General features: G+C 56.0%; 14 protein-coding genes. 11 read left to right on the forward strand and 3 right to left on the reverse strand.

Annotated features, from left to right (window positions below; all coding sequences use genetic code 11):
• Positions 1-47: 47 nt before the first annotated feature.
• Together phnE (WFP70_RS00955) and phnE (WFP70_RS00960) are read left to right on the forward strand one after the other, a co-directional pair.
• Positions 48-911, forward strand: coding sequence for a phosphonate ABC transporter, permease protein PhnE (gene phnE, locus WFP70_RS00955; RefSeq protein WP_034824562.1), 864 nt, complete (start codon positions 48-50; stop codon positions 909-911).
• Positions 908-1792 carry a phosphonate ABC transporter, permease protein PhnE gene (phnE, locus tag WFP70_RS00960; protein WP_337022365.1) on the forward strand — a complete coding sequence of 295 codons (885 nt, stop codon included), beginning with the start codon at positions 908-910 and terminating at the stop codon, positions 1790-1792. Before phnE (WFP70_RS00955) ends, phnE (WFP70_RS00960) begins: the two co-directional genes overlap by 4 nt.
• Here phnE (WFP70_RS00960) and WFP70_RS00965 read toward each other — a convergent pair.
• Complete coding sequence (locus tag WFP70_RS00965) at positions 1746-4331, reverse strand: ATP-binding protein (protein WP_337022366.1); 2586 nt, start codon at positions 4329-4331, stop codon at positions 1746-1748. The two genes, phnE (WFP70_RS00960) and WFP70_RS00965, sit on opposite strands and share 47 nt — an antisense overlap.
• A gap of 145 nt (positions 4332-4476) precedes the next feature.
• Between WFP70_RS00965 and WFP70_RS00970 the strand changes: the two genes are divergently transcribed.
• The 6 genes from WFP70_RS00970 to WFP70_RS00995 all read left to right on the forward strand — a co-directional run bounded on the left by WFP70_RS00970 (position 4477) and on the right by WFP70_RS00995 (position 10767).
• The gene (locus WFP70_RS00970) at positions 4477-5982 is read left to right on the forward strand and encodes a sugar ABC transporter ATP-binding protein (protein ID WP_337022367.1); all 1506 of its coding nucleotides are present in this window, start codon (positions 4477-4479) and stop codon (positions 5980-5982) included.
• Between the two features lie 10 nt (positions 5983-5992).
• Positions 5993-6976 (forward strand): ABC transporter permease subunit, encoded by a 984-nt coding sequence (locus WFP70_RS00975; RefSeq protein WP_337022368.1) that lies wholly within the window; start codon positions 5993-5995, stop codon positions 6974-6976.
• 192 nt (positions 6977-7168) lie between these two features.
• A complete protein-coding gene (locus WFP70_RS00980) occupies positions 7169-8107 on the forward strand; it encodes an ABC transporter substrate-binding protein (RefSeq protein ID WP_337022369.1) in 939 nt (312 codons plus the stop codon).
• A gap of 50 nt (positions 8108-8157) precedes the next feature.
• Positions 8158-8841, forward strand: a complete 684-nt coding sequence (locus WFP70_RS00985) for a D-lyxose/D-mannose isomerase (protein WP_337022370.1) — start codon at positions 8158-8160, stop codon at positions 8839-8841.
• Between the two features lie 11 nt (positions 8842-8852).
• On the forward strand, positions 8853-9713 hold the full coding sequence (locus tag WFP70_RS00990; RefSeq protein ID WP_337022371.1) for a ketose 1,6-bisphosphate aldolase: 861 nt from the start codon (positions 8853-8855) through the stop codon (positions 9711-9713).
• Position 9714: 1 nt separating this feature from the next.
• Positions 9715-10767, forward strand: coding sequence for a carbohydrate kinase family protein (locus WFP70_RS00995; protein WP_337022372.1), 1053 nt, complete (start codon positions 9715-9717; stop codon positions 10765-10767).
• Here WFP70_RS00995 and WFP70_RS01000 read toward each other — a convergent pair.
• On the reverse strand, positions 10704-11450 hold the full coding sequence (locus WFP70_RS01000; RefSeq protein WP_058959928.1) for a response regulator: 747 nt from the start codon (positions 11448-11450) through the stop codon (positions 10704-10706). The two genes, WFP70_RS00995 and WFP70_RS01000, sit on opposite strands and share 64 nt — an antisense overlap.
• A 416-nt stretch (positions 11451-11866) precedes the next feature.
• On the opposite strand from WFP70_RS01000, the gene WFP70_RS01005 reads away from it, so the two are divergent.
• Entirely contained in the window at positions 11867-13165 is a 1299-nt protein-coding gene (locus WFP70_RS01005; RefSeq protein WP_211728366.1) for an NCS2 family permease, read from the forward strand.
• Positions 13166-13422: 257 nt separating this feature from the next.
• On the forward strand, positions 13423-14211 hold the full coding sequence (locus tag WFP70_RS01010; RefSeq protein ID WP_337022373.1) for a hypothetical protein: 789 nt from the start codon (positions 13423-13425) through the stop codon (positions 14209-14211).
• A 48-nt stretch (positions 14212-14259) separates the two neighbouring features.
• Here the strand turns inward: WFP70_RS01010 and WFP70_RS01015 are convergent, their stop codons facing one another.
• Positions 14260-15708, reverse strand: coding sequence for an AMP nucleosidase (locus WFP70_RS01015; RefSeq protein WP_337022374.1), 1449 nt, complete (start codon positions 15706-15708; stop codon positions 14260-14262).
• A 402-nt stretch (positions 15709-16110) separates the two neighbouring features.
• Here WFP70_RS01015 and WFP70_RS01020 point away from each other — a divergent pair, with 402 nt between their 5' ends.
• Positions 16111-17169, forward strand: a complete 1059-nt coding sequence (locus WFP70_RS01020; RefSeq protein ID WP_160868152.1) for a branched-chain amino acid ABC transporter substrate-binding protein — start codon at positions 16111-16113, stop codon at positions 17167-17169.
• Positions 17170-17235: the final 66 nt, after the last annotated feature.

Here is a 17235-nt window from a genome sequence, read left to right on the forward strand (position 1 = left end):
GCGACCCTTTTCACATCTGCACCACCCTCTACCACAGGACATTCCCCTTGACCGATTTCGAACACTACTACCAACGCATTCGTCGCCAGCAAAAGCGCGACACTGTGCTCTGGTCGCTGCTGTTGGTGGCGCTCTACCTCGCTGCGGGCAAGATGGCGGAATTCAATCTGGTCACCGTCTGGCAATCACTGCCACACTTTTTCGATTACATCGGCGAAACCGTGCCGGTGTTGCATCTGCCCGTGCTGTTCTCCGATGGAAAAACCGAAGGCTCGCTGGCCTATTGGGGCTACCGTCTGCACTTCCAGTTGCCGCTGATCTGGGAAACCCTGCAGCTGGCGCTGTCGTCGACCATTGTGGCAGTGATGGTGGCTGGGGTACTGGCGTTTTTCGCAGCTGATAACACCCAGACGCCGCGCAGCGTCCGCATCGCGATCCGCGCGTTTGTCGCTTTCCTGCGCACCATGCCAGAACTGGCGTGGGCTGTGATGTTCGTGATGGCGTTTGGCATCGGTGCGATTCCTGGCTTTCTGGCGCTGGCACTGCACACCGTGGGCAGCCTGACCAAACTGTTTTATGAATCGATTGAGAGCGCCTCGGACAAACCGGTGCGCGGTTTGGCGGCGTGTGGCGCCACCAAGTTACAGCGTATGCGCTTTGCCTTTTGGCCTCAGGTCAAACCAACATTTCTCTCCTACAGCTTTATGCGTCTGGAAGTGAATTTCCGATCTTCCACTATCCTCGGATTGGTGGGGGCGGGCGGTATCGGCCAGGAGCTGATGACCAATATCAAACTGGATCGCTACGATCAGGTGAGCATCACACTGCTGCTGATCATTGTGGTGGTGTCGCTGCTGGATACCGTATCCGGCTGGTTGCGTCGTCGCGTGGTGGAAGGGGAAATCAAATGATCGCATTAGCACCGGATGTGGCAAAACTGAAGCAGGAACATCCTGCACTGTTCGCCGCACAAAACCGTTATCTGCGCCGCGTGGCTTTAGTCTCCCTCGCCGTGGTGCTCTATTACCTGTTCTTCTTTGAATTTTTCGGCATTGAGTGGAGCCGGTTCCTGATCGGTTGCCAGCAGCTGGGCCGTTACTTCTTGCGCATGTTTGTCTGGCAGGATTTTATCAACTGGCCGTTTGCTTATTACTTCTCCCAGATTGGCATCACGTTGGCGATTGTCTTCGCCGGGACGCTGACCGCTTCCATTATTGCGCTGCCGGTGTCTTTCCTTGCCGCCCGCAACGTGATGCACGATCCGATTGCCCGTCCGATTTCCTTAGTGGTGCGCCGTTTGCTCGACATCCTGCGCGGTGTCGATATGGCCATCTGGGGCCTGATCTTTGTGCGTGCAGTTGGCATGGGACCACTAGCGGGTGTGCTGGCGATTGTGGTACAGGACGTGGGCTTACTGGGCAAACTATATGCGGAAGGGCATGAAGCGGTTGAGCGTTCGCCGAGCCGGGGTTTAGGTGCGGTAGGGGCCAACAGCTTGCAGAAACATCGCTTCGGCATCTTTACCCAATCCTTCCCGACCTTCCTGGCGTTGAGCCTGTACCAGATTGAATCCAATACCCGTTCGGCGGCAGTACTCGGCTTCGTCGGCGCAGGGGGCGTCGGTCTGGTTTATGCCGAAAACATGCGCCTGTGGAACTGGGATGTGGTGATGTTCCTGACCATCCTGTTGGTTGGCGTGGTGATGATCATGGATGTGATCTCCAGCAAACTGCGTAAGCGCTACATTACGGGGAAACCGTTGCCGCTGTGGCAGCCTGCCGTGCGCGATTGAGCCGTTCACTGCGTTGCCAGGCGCGCTCCAGCGCCTGCGCCAACTGCGCCTGCTGCCAGGGCTTCGCCAGCCGTTCACACAGTGGCAAAGTGACCTGGCTCTGGCGCAAATCCTGACCGCTGATCAGCAGGGTGGCCAGTTCTGGCCACTGCTGCTGTGCCTGGCGAATCACATCCGCCCCGTTTAACGCGCCGGGTAACATCAAATCACTGATCAATAACTCAATATCTGGCGTCTGCCGCAGCAGCGTGAGTGCGGATTCGCCATCGCCACACTCTAAAGTGAGGTAGCCGAGTTGATGCAGATGCTCGCACAATGTCTGCCTGACGGCGGGTTCATCATCCAGCACCAACACCAGCCGGTCACTGCTGGCACCCGGCGTAAATTCGGGAAGAGTCGGCGCGGGCTGGACCGCTTCCGGTGCGCGCGGCAGCAGCAGGCGCACGGTGGTGCCCTGGCCGGGGGCGGTTTCCACTTCGATCTGCCCGCCAGATTGACGCACAAATCCATACACCATCGACAACCCCAGTCCGCTGCCGCTGCCGGTCTCTTTGGTGGTGAAAAATGGCTCAAACACCTGTTCACGTACCTCGGCTGACATGCCGCAGCCGTGATCGATAACTTCAATGGTGACGCGATCGCGTTTACCATCCGCTTCCTGCATTCGCTGATTCCAGATGCGCAGGCGAATTTCTCCGCTCTGTTTCTCCATGGCATCGCGTGCATTGACCACCAGATTCATCAGCGCATTTTCCAGTTGCCCGGCATCGATCCACGCGGGCCAGCCGGGGCGTTGCGCATCAACCACTAATTGCTGACCGGGCAACAGTGCATGCTGTAACAGTGAGTGCAGATTATCGACCAGCTCAATGACTGATACCGCACGCGGATAAAGCGACTGTTTACGTGAGAAGGCCAGCAGCCGCTGGGTAAGCTGTGCCGCGCGGTCGGCCGCCAGCCGGGCTCGCTCAATGCGACTGGCCAGTGAACCGGAGGGGAGTTGGCCCACGGTGAGGGCCAGACTGCCAATAATCACGGCCAGCAGGTTGTTAAAGTCGTGGGCGATACCGCCGGTGAGTTGGCCCACCGCTTTCATTTTTTGGCTGTGCAGCAGCGCTTCTTCCAGCGCCTTACGTGTGGTGCGCTCCAGCACGGTGTTGACCATGCCACGGCGTGGCACCGGACTAAAGCGCAGTTCCAGCGTGCGGCCGTCGGGCAGGCGAACTTCCTGCGCATCCTGCAGGCTGGTGAGCTGCACATCCATTCGCTCTAGCAGACGTTGATAATGCAGGCCGCGATGCAGGTCGCGTGCCGGAATGCCGAGTAGCTCGGCGTACTGCGCGTTCCACACCACCAGTTGCCCACTGTTATCGAACAAAGCAAAGCCATCGCGCATGGCGAGGAAAGTGGATTCCAGCTGATTGCTTTTCTCTTTTAACAGGCGGGAAGTGTGGGCCAGTGAAGCCGTATTGCGTGCAAAGACGTTAAAGGCGCGAGCCAGATCGCCGAGCTCATCACGGCGGGCCAATCCCGGAACATTGACGCTTTTCTCGCCCTGGGCCAGACGCGTCATGGCGTGGGCGATAGCGGTCAGGCTCGAACCGAGATTACGATAAATGTAGTAACCTGCGTAACCGGTGATCAACAGTGCCAGCAGCATAAACAGGCCAATAAACCCGATGATGGAGTCCAGCTCCTGATGCGTGGCGGTACTGCGCGCATCACTCTGCTGCGCCACCAGTTGCACATAATGGGTGATGTCACCATTCAGCATCGCGACCAGGGCTTTGATGCGATAGGTCGCGTAGGCAATGGCAATATCGCTCTGCTCAAGCTGATCAGCGATGGGTTGTAAGCTGCGCGTGGTGTCGACCAATCGGTCACGCTGCATCGCCAGCGCATCCTGTAACGGTAGGGCGGACCAAATGGGCAGCACCTGCTTTAATTGCTGTTCAGCGGCTTGTGGCGCAGTGGACTGGATCGCCACCTTTAACAGGGCATCCGTTTGCTGGCGCAGCGGCAAAAAAGCGCCGTCGCTGGCGAGCACATCAATGCGATTCAGCAGCAGTTGCGCCTGCCACAGGCCACTTAACATCACGTTGCGCTGTAAGTGGCGCTGATGGCCAACACGCAGCAGCTGATTGATGCTCTGTTCCAGCATCTGGCTGCGTTCACGAATGCGCGCCAGCAGCGCGGGTTGCTGTGCGGCCAATGGCGCGTTCGCCAGCAGGGATAAAGACTGCTGCAAGGCTTGCTGCGTCTGCTGCAGACGAGCCGACTCGCTTTGATACTCCAGCGCACCCACCACCTGCGCCAATCGTACGGCGGCGGTGGCCACGTTGGCAGTATCCCGCGCCAGCGCCAGGCTGCCGTTCATATCCGCCAGGGTTTGCGCCTGTGCCTGCTCCTGAATGTGACCGGCGTGGCGAAATCCAAAAATAGCCACCAGGCTCACCGCCAGCGTGACGCTCACCACTAACAGGTTAAATAGCAGCAGGCGACCCCGCGCGCCAGCGTGCCAGTGCAGACTCTGACTCATTGCGGTCACTCCTTACCTCTCAGCTCCCGGCGAGTATAGAAGCGTGACCGGGGCGCAATATGACAAATATGAATGGCCGCTGACATTTTCCATTTATCTGGCGTTGCAACACTCGGCGACAACTTCAGAAAGCAGGAGCCAGGCGATGGCGGCGACACCGATATTAGAAATGCGCGAAATCACCCGACGATTCGGCAGTTTCTACGCGTTAAAGGGCGTGGATCTGACCGTGTGGCCGGGTGAAGTCCATGCGCTGATGGGCGAAAACGGTGCCGGGAAAAGTACGCTGATGAAGATTCTGGCCGGTGCTTATACCGCCAGCAGCGGGGAAATTCTTATCGACGGTAAACCCTACGCCATCAAAGGCCCAAAAGAAGCGCTGGCAGCAGGCATCACGCTGATTTATCAGGAAATCAATCTGGCACCTAATCTCACCGTGGCAGAGAACATCTTTCTCGGCAGCGAGATCACGCGCGGTGGGCTGGTGAAACGTCGGCAGATGGCGGAAGAGGCACAGCTGGTGATTAATCGTCTGGGTGCCCAATTCAGTGCCAACGATCTGGTGAGCAAACTCAGTATCGCTGAACAGCAGCAGGTGGAGATTGCCCGCGCGCTGCACCGCAACAGCCGCATTCTGGTGATGGATGAACCCACGGCAGCACTCTCCAATCGCGAAACCGAACAGCTGTTTGCGCTGATTAAACGCCTGCGCAGCGAAGGCATGGCGATCATTTACATTAGCCATCGCATGGCCGAAGTGTATGAGCTTTCGGATCGCGTCAGCGTGCTGCGTGATGGGCAGTATGTTGGCAGCCTGACGCGCGATCAGCTTAATGCCAGTGAACTGGTGCGTATGATGGTTGGCCGTCCGCTGAGCGATCTGTTCAATAAAGACCGCAACATTCCTTTCGGCGAGGTCCGTCTCGCTGTCAATCACCTGACCGATAACCGCAAAGTCCATCCCAGTAGTCTCTCGGTGCGTGCCGGGGAGATTGTCGGATTGGCGGGATTGGTCGGTGCCGGACGCAGTGAGCTGGCGCAGCTGATTTTTGGCGTGCATCAACCCAAGGGAGGCGAAATCTGGATCGATGGCGAGAAAGTCAAAATTCATTCGCCGCGAGATGCCATCGCACGTGGTATTGGCTTCCTCACCGAGAACCGTAAAGAGCAGGGGCTGTTCCTGGAACTGGCCGCACAGGAAAACATCGTGATGGCGACGCTGGAACGCGATGCCAGTTACGGTCTGCTTAATCGGCGCAAAGGGCAAAAGATTGCAGGTGACGCCATCGAATCACTGAACATTCGTGTGCCGCACGCCCAGGTACGGGCGGGGGGGCTATCGGGCGGTAATCAACAGAAACTGCTGATCTCACGTTGGGTGGCGATTGCACCGCGCATCTTGCTGCTGGATGAACCCACGCGCGGCGTGGACGTCGGTGCCAAGAGCGAAATCTATCGCATGATGAATCAGATGGCGCAACAGGGCGTGGCGATCCTGATGATCTCCAGCGAACTGCCGGAGGTGGTTGGGATGAGCGACCGTGTGTACGTGATGCGTGAAGGCAGTATTGCCGGTGAACTGAGCGGTGCTGAGATTAGCCAGGAAAACATTATGACACTGGCCACCGGCGCACAGCCGGTACAGGCCTGAGGAGACCGAAATGACCAGTGAAACCGCACGTGTAAAAAGTCCAACGCTTAAACGCGCCTTAATGAGCGACCTGCTGCAAACGGTGGGGATTTTGCCAATTTTGATCCTGATTGTGGCGGTTTTTGGCTTTGTTGCACCGAACTTCATTACCGAAGCTAACCTGCTGAATATTACCCGCCAGGCTTCGATCAATATCGTGCTGGCGGCAGGCATGACCTTTGTGATCCTGACCGGCGGGATAGATCTATCCGTCGGCTCGATGCTGGGCACTACGGCAGTGGTAGCGATGGTGGTGTCACTGGATCCCGCCTTTGCAGGCCTGACTATACCAGCGGCGCTTGGCGCAGGGCTGATTATGGGGCTGTTCAACGGCCTGCTGGTGGCGGGGGCAGGTTTGCCGCCCTTTATCGTGACGCTCGGCACCTATACCGCCTTGCGCGGGGCGGCGTATTTGCTGGCGAACGGTACCACGGTGATTAACTCCGATATCAATTTTGAGTGGATAGGTAATGGTTATCTTGGGCCGATTCCCTGGCTCATCATCATCGCCTTCGCCGTCATCGCGCTGTGCTGGTTCATTCTGCGTCGTACTACCCTGGGAGTTCACATCTACGCTGTAGGGGGCAACGTGCAGGCGGCGCGCCTGACTGGGATTAAGGTCGGCATGGTGCTGGTGTTTGTCTATGCCATGAGCGGCATGTTGTCGGGATTAGGCGGATTGATGAGCGCCTCACGCCTCTATAGCGCCAACGGCAACCTGGGTGTGGGATACGAGTTGGATGCGATAGCCGCGGTGATTCTGGGCGGCACCAGTTTTGTCGGCGGCATCGGCACCATTACCGGCACGCTGATTGGTGCACTGATTATCGCCACGTTGAATAACGGCATGACGCTGATGGGCGTTTCGTACTTTTGGCAGTTGGTCATCAAGGGCGCAGTGATCATTATCGCCGTACTCATCGATAAGTACCGCACACGTCATCACGTGGGTTAACGAGCTATTTTACCGCCGGGCAGTGCGCGCAACTCTCACGTACTTGAGTACCCTCCGGTTGCTGTGCGCTGGCCGTCGGCAAACTGGCTGCGACAATAACGCCCCTCAACTCGGTTAATTGAGAACAGGCTGTCACACAACGGCGATCTGCTGGGTCGCCAACATAATCAAAAAAGCAGGAGAACATCGACTATGCGTTTTAATCCGATTCTGACCGGACTGCTGGCGGCGACGTTGTTGAGTGCGCCACTGGTGCAGGCAAAAGAACTCAAATCCATTGGTGTCACCGTCGGCGATCTCGCCAACCCGTTCTTCGTGCAGATCACTAAAGGTGCTGAGCTCAAGGCGCGTGAACTGGCCGGCGACAAGGTCAATGTGACGCTGGTCTCCAGCGGTTACGATCTTGGTCAGCAGGTGGCGCAGATAGATAACTTCATCGCCGCCAAAGTGGACATGATCATCCTTAACGCCGCGGATTCCAAAGGCATCGCTCCCGCGGTGAAACGTGCGCGTGATGCAGGCATCGTGGTGGTGGCGGTCGACGTGGCGGCTGACGGTGCCAATGCCACCATTACCTCCGATAACACCCAGGCAGGTGCGATGGCGTGTAAATACATCTCTGATCGCCTGAAGGATAGAGGCAACGTGGTGATCATCAACGGACCACCGGTGTCAGCAGTGCAAAACCGGGTTGAAGGCTGTATGAACGAGCTGAAAACTCATCCCGATATCAAACTGCTCTCCTATAACCAGAACGCCAAGGGTAGTCGCGATGGTGGCCTGGAAGTGATGACCGGACTGCTGTCAGCCAATCCGAAGATCGATGCGGTGTTTGCGATTAACGACCCCACGGCGATTGGTGCCGATCTGGCTGCCAAGCAGGCCCAGCGCAGTGAGTTCTTTATTGTCGGCGTCGATGGTTCGCCAGACGGCGAAGAAGCCCTGAAACGTAAAGGATCGCTGTTTGTCGCCACGCCAGCGCAAGACCCGCAGGTGATGGCAGCCAAAGCGGTGGAGATTGGCTACGACATCCTGCAGGGCAAACCCGCACCTGACAAACCGGTGCTGATTCCGGTCACGATGATCGATCGCAATACTGTCAGCAGCTACAAAGGCTGGACGGTGAAATAACGTTGATTTCTTGAGGCGGTCTCTGGGCCGCCCACATTGGGAGCGGAGTTATGCATCGATCCGAAGTGAACGCCATTCTGCAACTCACCCGCGAATTCTTTATGCGACAGGATGTGCACCTGCCGCCCTGGGCAGATTACGGTCTCAACCATTGGCGTGCGCTGGATAAACGCCACGCAGAAGAGCTGCTAACGCTGCATCTGGGCTGGGATGTCACCAGTTTTGGCGCTGATGATTTCTCTCAGACTGGCTTAACCCTGTTTACTCTGCGCAACGGGTCGCGCGGCGGTCAGCCGTGGGGAAAACCTTACGCTGAAAAAATCATGCACGTGCGGGAAGGGCAGGTGACGCCGATGCACTACCACCCACAAAAGATGGAAGACATCATCAATCGCGGTGGCGGCAATCTGATCGTCACGCTGCATAACCGCGCGGGCGACCGGCTTGATGATTCACCGGTTAACGTCACGTTGGATGGCATCCGCCAGACCCACGCGGCGGGATCGCAACTGCGTCTGTCTCCTGGCGAGAGCGTCACCTTGCTGCCCGGTATCTGGCACAGTTTCTGGGGCGAAGAGGGCTATGGCGATGTGCTGGTTGGCGAAGTCTCGATGCCCAACGATGACGAGCATGACAACGTCTTTCTCACACCGCTGGCGCGCTTTAATCCGATTGATGAGGATGAAGATCCGCGCTGGCTGTTGTGCAACGAATATCACCGCTGGCTGGCATAAAGGAGTTCACGATGTCACTGATTTCACTGGCGCAAGGCCTGGCCCACGCGCAGCAACACCAATACGCGCTCGGCGCATTTAACGTACTGGACACCCATTTTCTGCGTGCGCTGTTCCAGGCGGCTGAGCAACAACGGTCGCCTTTTATCATCAACATCGCGGAAGTGCATTTTAAGTACGTCAGCCTCGAGCATCTGATTGCGGCGGTTCGCACAGAAGCGGCGCTACATGATATCCCGGTAGTGCTCAATCTCGACCACGGTTTGCACTTTGAGGCGGTGATGCAGGCGATTCGCCTCGGATTTACTTCGGTGATGTTTGATGGCTCCACCCTCAGCTATGAGGAGAATGTGCGCCAGACCCGTGAAGTGGTGAAGATGTGCCACGCCATTGGCGTATCGGTTGAAGCGGAATTGGGCGCGGTGGGCGGCGATGAAGGTGGGGCGCTGTTTGGTGAGGCCGACAGCAACAAATTCACCGATCCTGCTCTGGCGGCGGAGTTTGTCCAGTCAACCGGGATCGATTGTCTGGCCGTAGCGATTGGCAACGCGCACGGCAAATACAAAGGTGAGCCGAAGCTCGACTTTGAGCGTCTGGCGGCAATTCGCTCGGCGGCAGGCATTCCTTTGGTGCTGCATGGCGGTTCAGGGATCAGTGATGCCGATTTCCGCCACGCCATCAGTTTGGGCATTCATAAAATCAATTTCTATACCGGTATGTCACAAGCCGCACTAGGCGCGATAGAAAAGCAAATTAGCCAGCGTGATGCGCGCTACGACTCCTTTGCTGAACTGCTGATGGCGGTAGAACACGATATTGCCAATGTGGTGGCGCAGCAGATGCAGGTGTTTGGCAGCGCCGGGAGGGCCTGACATGGTGCAACGCAACGGTATTCTCGGTGCGGGCAGTATGCTGGTGGATCATGTGCAACGTATCACGCATTGGCCAGAACAAGGCTGGTTAGCGGAGATCACCCACAGTGAGAAGTGCAGCGGAGGCGCTGCACTGAATGTGCTGTTCACCCTGGCGCGCATGCAGGTCAATTTGCCGCTGGCCGGTGTCGGCATGGTGGGCGGGGACAGTGACGGTGATTACATCGTGCAGTTGCTGGACGATCATCAGATTGATCGTCAGTTTGTACAACGCACGCGCAATGTCAGCACGGCGATGACACAAGTGATGACCACGCCCGATGGTCAACGCACGTTTTTCCATGCCCGCGGCGCCAATGCCGAACTGGATTTGCCCCATTTTGCTGAAGTTGTCACTTCACATCGTATATTTCATCTCGGCTATTTGTTGTTGCTGGATAGTCTCGACCAGCCCGATGAGGTTTTTGGTACGCGCAGCGCGCATCTGCTGGCACAAATGCAGCAACGGGGTTACCTCACTTCGCTGGATTTGGTGTCGCGAACCGGGGAGTATCGTCCGTTGGTGGTGCCGGCGTTACGCTGGCTCGACTATCTGGTGATTAATGAACTGGAGGCGCAGTCACTCACTGGCGTGACGCTGCGCAGCGCTTCGGGGCTGGCTGCACCCAGCGCGTTTGCCGAGGCCGCCGCCTGGTTACTGGAACAGGGCGTGCGCCAACGCGTGGTGATCCATGCCCCTGAAGGTGCCTGGGGACAAGAGAGCAGGGGTGAAGCAGGGTGGCAGCCGGCGTGGTGCCTGAAACCAGAGGAGATTGTGGGCAGCGTTGGCGCGGGAGATGCGTTTTGTGCTGGGGTGTTATATGCCAGTCATGAAGGTTGGCCCCTGCTGGAGACATTGAAGCTGGCACATACCTGCGCTTGTTTCAATTTGCATGCAGCGAATGCGCTGGACGGCACGCGGCCATTGGCCGAGATGCAGCGCTGGATGAATCAGGCAATCTGTGTTTCACGCGCGGCTGAAGCCGGACGCAATACATCAGCGGAAAATACGTAACCGAGGCCACGGATGGTGCGGATAAGGCTGGGTTGGTGTGGATTGGCTTCGATTTTCCGCCGCAGTCGCATGATGAGCACGTCTATGGTGCGGTCGAACACCTCAAGACTCTCATTGTGAGTCAGTTCCAGCAGTTGATCGCGCGTCAGCACTTTCCGTGCGTGACCCACCAGGGCGCGCAACAGGGTATATTCGCCTTGAGTGAGGGCGACACTTTCGCGCTGAGGATTAAACAACTGACAACGCGCATCATCCAGCCGCCAGCCATTGAATTGCCATCCTTCATCCTGCTGTGCATCAGCTTGTGTCAGACGTCCACAGCGGCGCAGTGCTGCACGCGCGCGCGCGACAACCACCCGAGGATTAAAGGGTTTGGCGATGTAATCATCCGCACCCATCTCTAATCCCACCACCATATCTGCTTCCGACCCCATCCCGGTCAGCATGATGACCAACAGGTCCGGCCGCTGCCGCTGCATCTGTTGCAGCACCAGTAAGCCGTTGGTGTCCGGTAGCATCATGTCCAGCATCACCAGGGAGATCTCGGGATGCAGGCTGAGCAGCGCAAGGGCATCTTTGCCCTGATGGCAGCTGTAGACGGTAAACACATGTTCACTCAATACATCGTGTAGCAATTCACACACGGCACGATCATCATCAACGACCAAAATCGCGGGCTTCATTGCGCTGTCTCTTATGTTGCGAAAGGGTTAAAAGCAGTGTAACCCGATGTTTTTGAGCTGCTGTCCTGTGCTGCAGAAACGTGAGCGCCATCGCTGAGCAGTGTGCGAAAGCGTGCGTTGCCGCAATCTTTTTCCTCTGGAAGGCAGTAGAAGGGAAAACGATTGCGCAGCCATGGTGCAATGCACCATAATCGCGCCCTGATCGGGTTCAGAATTATCCTAACCGTAACCGCATTTTGAAACGTAAACGATTGCGTACGGTGATGGCATAGCTATTGCTATGTGGACAGGGGAAAGCGGAAGGTGTGTCTGCCTTGGGTCCAGCGTGTGTCGCTTTCATCAATACAATAATTAGTTTGTTAACCACATTGGCAAGAGAGAACGTGCACCCGTGCCGTCTCCGCTCATGAGAGATGATGATGTTAGAAAAACTCTTCAAACTTAAAGCGCACAACACCACCGTGCGCACCGAAATCATTGCGGGTATCACTACCTTCCTGGCCATGGCCTACATTCTGTTTGTTAACCCGAGCATTCTCGGTGCGACCGGCATGGATAAAGGTGCGGTCTTTGTGGCGACCTGCTTAGCGGCGGCAATTGGCTGTGTGCTGATGGGGCTGATCGCCAACTATCCCATCGCGCTGGCACCGGGCATGGGGCTCAATGCTTTCTTCACTTATACCGTTGTGCTGCACATGGGCTACACCTGGCAGATCGCACTCGGCGCGGTGTTCCTGTCAGCGGTGATCTTCTTTGCGCTGTCAATTTTCAAAATTCGTGAGTGGATTATTGCCAGTATTCCGCTGCCTCTGCGCGCGGGTATCGCTGCCGGTATCGGCTTGTTCCTGGCACTGATTGCACTGGAAGGCGCGGGCATCGTGGTGGATAACCCGGCTACACTGGTTGGCCTGGGCGATCTGACCAAACCGGGTCCGCTGCTGGCACTGTTAGGCTTCTTCATCATTGTGGCATTGGAAGCACGTCGCGTGACCGGCGCAGTGTTGATCGGCATCCTGGTCGTGACCTTTATCTCGATGGGCATTGGTCTGACGCCATTTGGTGGCGTGTTCTCAGCACCCCCTTCTATTGCACCCACCTTTATGCAACTGGATATCGCCGGTGCGTTTAACGTGGGTCTGGTGAGCGTTATCTTCGCCTTCCTGTTTGTGGATGTGTTCGATAACACCGGTACGCTGCTGGGCGTGACCAAGCGTGCGGGTCTGGCGGATGAGCAGGGCAATGTGCCGAAAATGGGCCGTGCGTTAATCGCTGACAGTGCGGCTGCGCTGTTTGGTTCACTGCTGGGTACCTCAACGACCACCAGCTATGTTGAATCGGCTGCGGGTGTCAGTGCTGGTGGTCGTACTGGTTTGACAGCGATTGTCGTCGCTGTGCTTTTCCTGCTGAGCCTGTTCTTCTCGCCGCTGGCGGGTAGCGTCCCGGTTTACGCCACCGCACCGGCATTACTGTTTGTGGCGGTGTTGATGGCCTCTGGTTTGGCCGAAATTGACTGGAAAGACATCACCACGGCTGCGCCAGTGACCGTCACCGCGCTGACCATGCCTTTGACTTACTCCATCGCCAACGGTATCGCCTTCGGTTTCATTACCTGGACCGTGGTAAAACTGCTGAGTGGCCGTACGAAAGAGATCAATGCTGCACTGGTGATTCTCTCGATTCTGTTCGTCATCAAACTGGGCTGGCTGAGCGCTTAAGTTTTGGTTACCGGAAGCCCGATCGGGCTTCCGTGTTTTCTGTTTCATCCCCACCAATATTTTATGTGCCATCTCTCGCAATTCCTCACTGTGACTGCTTTTGTTATTTCTCTGCCAGTTTTAACCTGCGCGACGTATTGATGCCTGCCTGAACTTTTTTGCCGCGAATGGCGGGTTCGTGGAATGTTTAAGCGGCTCGAATCTGTTTCACTACGCTGCAAGGTGAAGAGATAGCCGGGACTCTCTGGAGGTTTGTAATGGAATACGCCATGCGTACTGCCCCGTTTCTTCCACCACTTATCTATGTCGTCAGGAATATCGGAGATTCAAAAATGGAAGAATTAACTCAACGAGTCGGGTTACTGGAAAAAACTACACATCAAATTCAACAGGATGTTGCCGTCCTGACCGCGCGATCCGAGAATTTTGCGACTAAGGCCGATATCGGCACGCTGCGTACCGAATTGCTGGGAGAAATGGGAAAGTCGGAAAAGCGTACCGATGGTAAGTTCGAAAAGATGGCGCTGCACTTCGACGATAAGCTGGGGGGAATGGTGCGGCACTTCGACGATAAACTAGGGACTATGGCGCTGAATTTCGACGATAAGTTGGGAGGGATGGCGCGGCATTTCGACGATAAACCAGGGACAATGGCGCTGAGTTTCGACGATAAACTGGGAAAAATGGCGCTGCATTTCGATGATAAATTGGGAAAAATGGCGTTTCACTTTGACGATAAACTTGAAAAGTTGGAAGTGCGCATCGACGACAAGTTGGACAAAATGGAACTGCGCATCGACGACAAGCTAGACAAAATGGAACTGCGTATCGACGACAAGCTAGACAAAATGGAACAACGCATCGATGTGAAGTTTGAACGCATGGATGAAAAATTTGAGAAGAAGTTTGTCAGGATCGATGAGAGGTTTGAAAAGCTCAATGTGAAATTTGAAAAGCTGAATGACCGACTCACCTGGTCCATTATGGTGCCCGCTATTCTGGCTGTGCTGGCCTGGTTTGTGAAAGACCTGCTAGTTAAAGTTTGATCTGAAATCCCATGTAACTCCGGTCCCATTGGGACCGGAGTTAAACCTTTACCTGAAAGGGGGTTCATTAAAGGTGCGCAACTTCCTTGAATGCAACTTATCGCCCTCAGCACGCAGCAGTTCTACCGCACAAATGCCAATCTGCAGATGCTCAGAAATCGCCCCCTCATAGAAACGATTCGCCTGGCCCGGCAATTTAATCTCGCCGTGCAGTGGCTTATCCGAGACGCACAGTAAGGTGCCGTAGGGTACACGGAAGCGATAGCCTTGCGCGGCAATCGTGGCACTCTCCATATCAACTGCCACCGCGCGACTCAGGTTAAAGCGCAGTGCAGAAGCGGAGTAACGCAACTCCCAGTTACGGTCATCTGTGGTCACTACCGTACCGGTGCGCAGACGCTGTTTCACCTCTTCTCCCGGCATGCCGCTCACGGCTTTGGTGGCGTCATAGAGCGCGCGCTGCACTTCAGCAATGCTTGGAATAGGAATGTCCGGCGGCAGCACACTATCCAGTACATGATCGTCACGCAAATAAGCATGTGCCAGCACGTAATCACCGATGGTCTGGCTTTCACGCAGGCCGCCGCAGTGACCAATCATCAGCCAGGCGTGTGGGCGAATCACTGCCAGATGATCGCAGATGGTTTTGGCATTGGATGGACCCACACCAATGTTCACAAGGGTGATGCCACGGCGATTCGGTGATGTCAGGTGCCAGGCCGGCATCTGGTGCTTCTTCCAGGCCAGATCAGACATCATTGCCGTGGGATCCTGGGTGTCAGCGGTGATCACCACATCGCCAGCACAGGCAAGGCTGTCATAGGGTGTGGAAGGATCCTGAACCTGCTCAATCGCCCAACGCACAAACTCATCGACATAGCGCGTGTAGTTAGTAAAGAGCACAAACGGCTGAAAATGCTCGACGGCTGTGCCGGTGTAGTGGCGTAAACGCGCCAGTGAGAAATCAGTGCGCAGTGCATCGAAGTGTGACAACGGGAAAATGGCATTCGCATGGAACAGGCCATCTGCGGTTTCATCGCCAATCTGCGACAGTTCGGTGGTAGGGAAATGGCGCGCAATGCTGGCGCTCATCGAGCGATCCAGTGTCAGGCCATCAATGACGTACGGGTACGGAATCTCCTGCTGTGAAGGCACCACTTCAACCAGAACGTCGTACTCTTTTTCCAACATCTGTAATTGCTCACTCAGGTAGTGACGCAACAGTGCCGGGCGGGTAATGGTGGTGCTGTAACTGCCGGTGTGGGTAAAACGTCCCCATGCACGAGTGCGGTTTTGCTGTGGGCCTTCACCCAGCCAGGTGATGCGCAGTTCCGGATAAACAAACAGACCTTTCTGTCGCGCATCTTCATCCGGCAGCGTGCCGGTTGTCGTGAAAGCGCGAATCGCGTTGCGCAGTGCTTCCACTGCGCTTTCATACAGGCGCTCCAGTTCATCCAGTGCCTGCTGGCTACTCAATCCGTTCCGTTGCGTATTCATAGATTCTCCTTCAGGAAACGTGGACCGATTTGACCAGAGCATAGCGGATAAACACCCCAGCACGATGAATAATCTGTGATCGACCGCATTCTGCACCATCACGGTGCTGGTATGCGGCTTAACTCTGGCTATGTTTATGATTAGCAGGGATGTCACCTCGCGCCTCGTCTACCCTGGCGCGATGCCACTGCAAAAAGCTGCCACCGACCGTCTTCTTTGGCGAGTTTCTTGCTTGATCCTAAATCGTGGCCCTATCGGCTGCATACAGTGCTGCAAAAGTTTCAGAAATTGATTTCTCCCAGGCCGTGGTATGGCTCCGTTCCTGACCCGTTGAGGATTGAAAGCATGTCTTTGAAATTCATGAAACACCCAGTGAAGGTGGTACTTGCAGGTTGTCTGAGCATGGCATTTTACGCTCAGGCGGATATCAAGATTGGTGTGGCAGGCCCGTTCTCTGGTCCAAATGCGACCTACGGGGCGCAGTACTGGAAGGGCGCTAGTCAGGCTGCCGATGATATCAATGCCGCTGGCGGTATTAACGGCGAAAAAATTGTGCTGGTGCAGGGCGATGATGCCTGCGAACCCAAACAGGCGGTATCAGTAGCAAACCGACTCGTCGATCAGGACAAAGTGATGGCGGTGGTGGGTCACTTCTGTTCCTCCTCCACCATGCCCGCGTCAGAGGTGTATGACGAAGCGGGCGTGTTGGCGATCACCCCCGGGTCCACCAACCCGCAAATCACCGAGCGCGGCATGAAAACTATGTTCCGCATGTGTGGCCGTGACGATCAGCAAGGCGCGATTGCGGCGGACTTCATTATCGACAAACTGAAAGCGAAAAAGGTGGCGGTAATCCATGACAAAGACACTTACGGTCAGGGGCTGGCCGATGCCACCAAAGCTGCGCTGGAAAAACGTGGCGTGAAAGAGGTGCTGTATGAAGGGCTTTCACGCGGTGAGAAAGACTTCAATGCGCTGGTCACCAAGATTGGCGCGGTGAAACCCGACGTGGTCTATTTCGGTGGTTGTCATCCAGAAGCCGGTCCGCTGGTGCGTCAAATGCGTGAGCAGGGTGTGAATGCCGCCTTCTTCTCCGGAGACTGCATCGTGACGGAAGAGATGGTGACAGCGGCTGGTGGCCCTCAATACACCAAAGGGGTTTATATGACCTTCGGTAATGACCCGCGCACCATTCCGGATGGCAAAGCGGTGATTGAGAAGTTCCGCGCCAGCGGCTTCGAACCGGAAGGTTACACCCTGTATGCTTACGCCTCTGTGCAGGCTATTGCGGCGGCTTACAAAGCGGCGGGTAAAGACAACGCCAAAGCCAGTGACTGGTTAAAAGCCAACAGCGTCGATACCGTGATGGGTAAAAAAGCCTGGGATGGCAAAGGCGATTTGAAAGTCTCGGATTATGTGGTTTATCAGTGGGATGATAAAGGCAAGTATCACCAACTGTAATTCGATACGCGGCCCCGTATCACGGGGCCTTTCGCCATTGGGCGCGAGGTATGCGCTCCCTTTACG

This window comes from Pantoea sp. USMM079, from assembly GCF_037153115.1.
Classification (GTDB): Bacteria; Pseudomonadota; Gammaproteobacteria; order Enterobacterales; family Enterobacteriaceae; genus Pantoea; species Pantoea communis.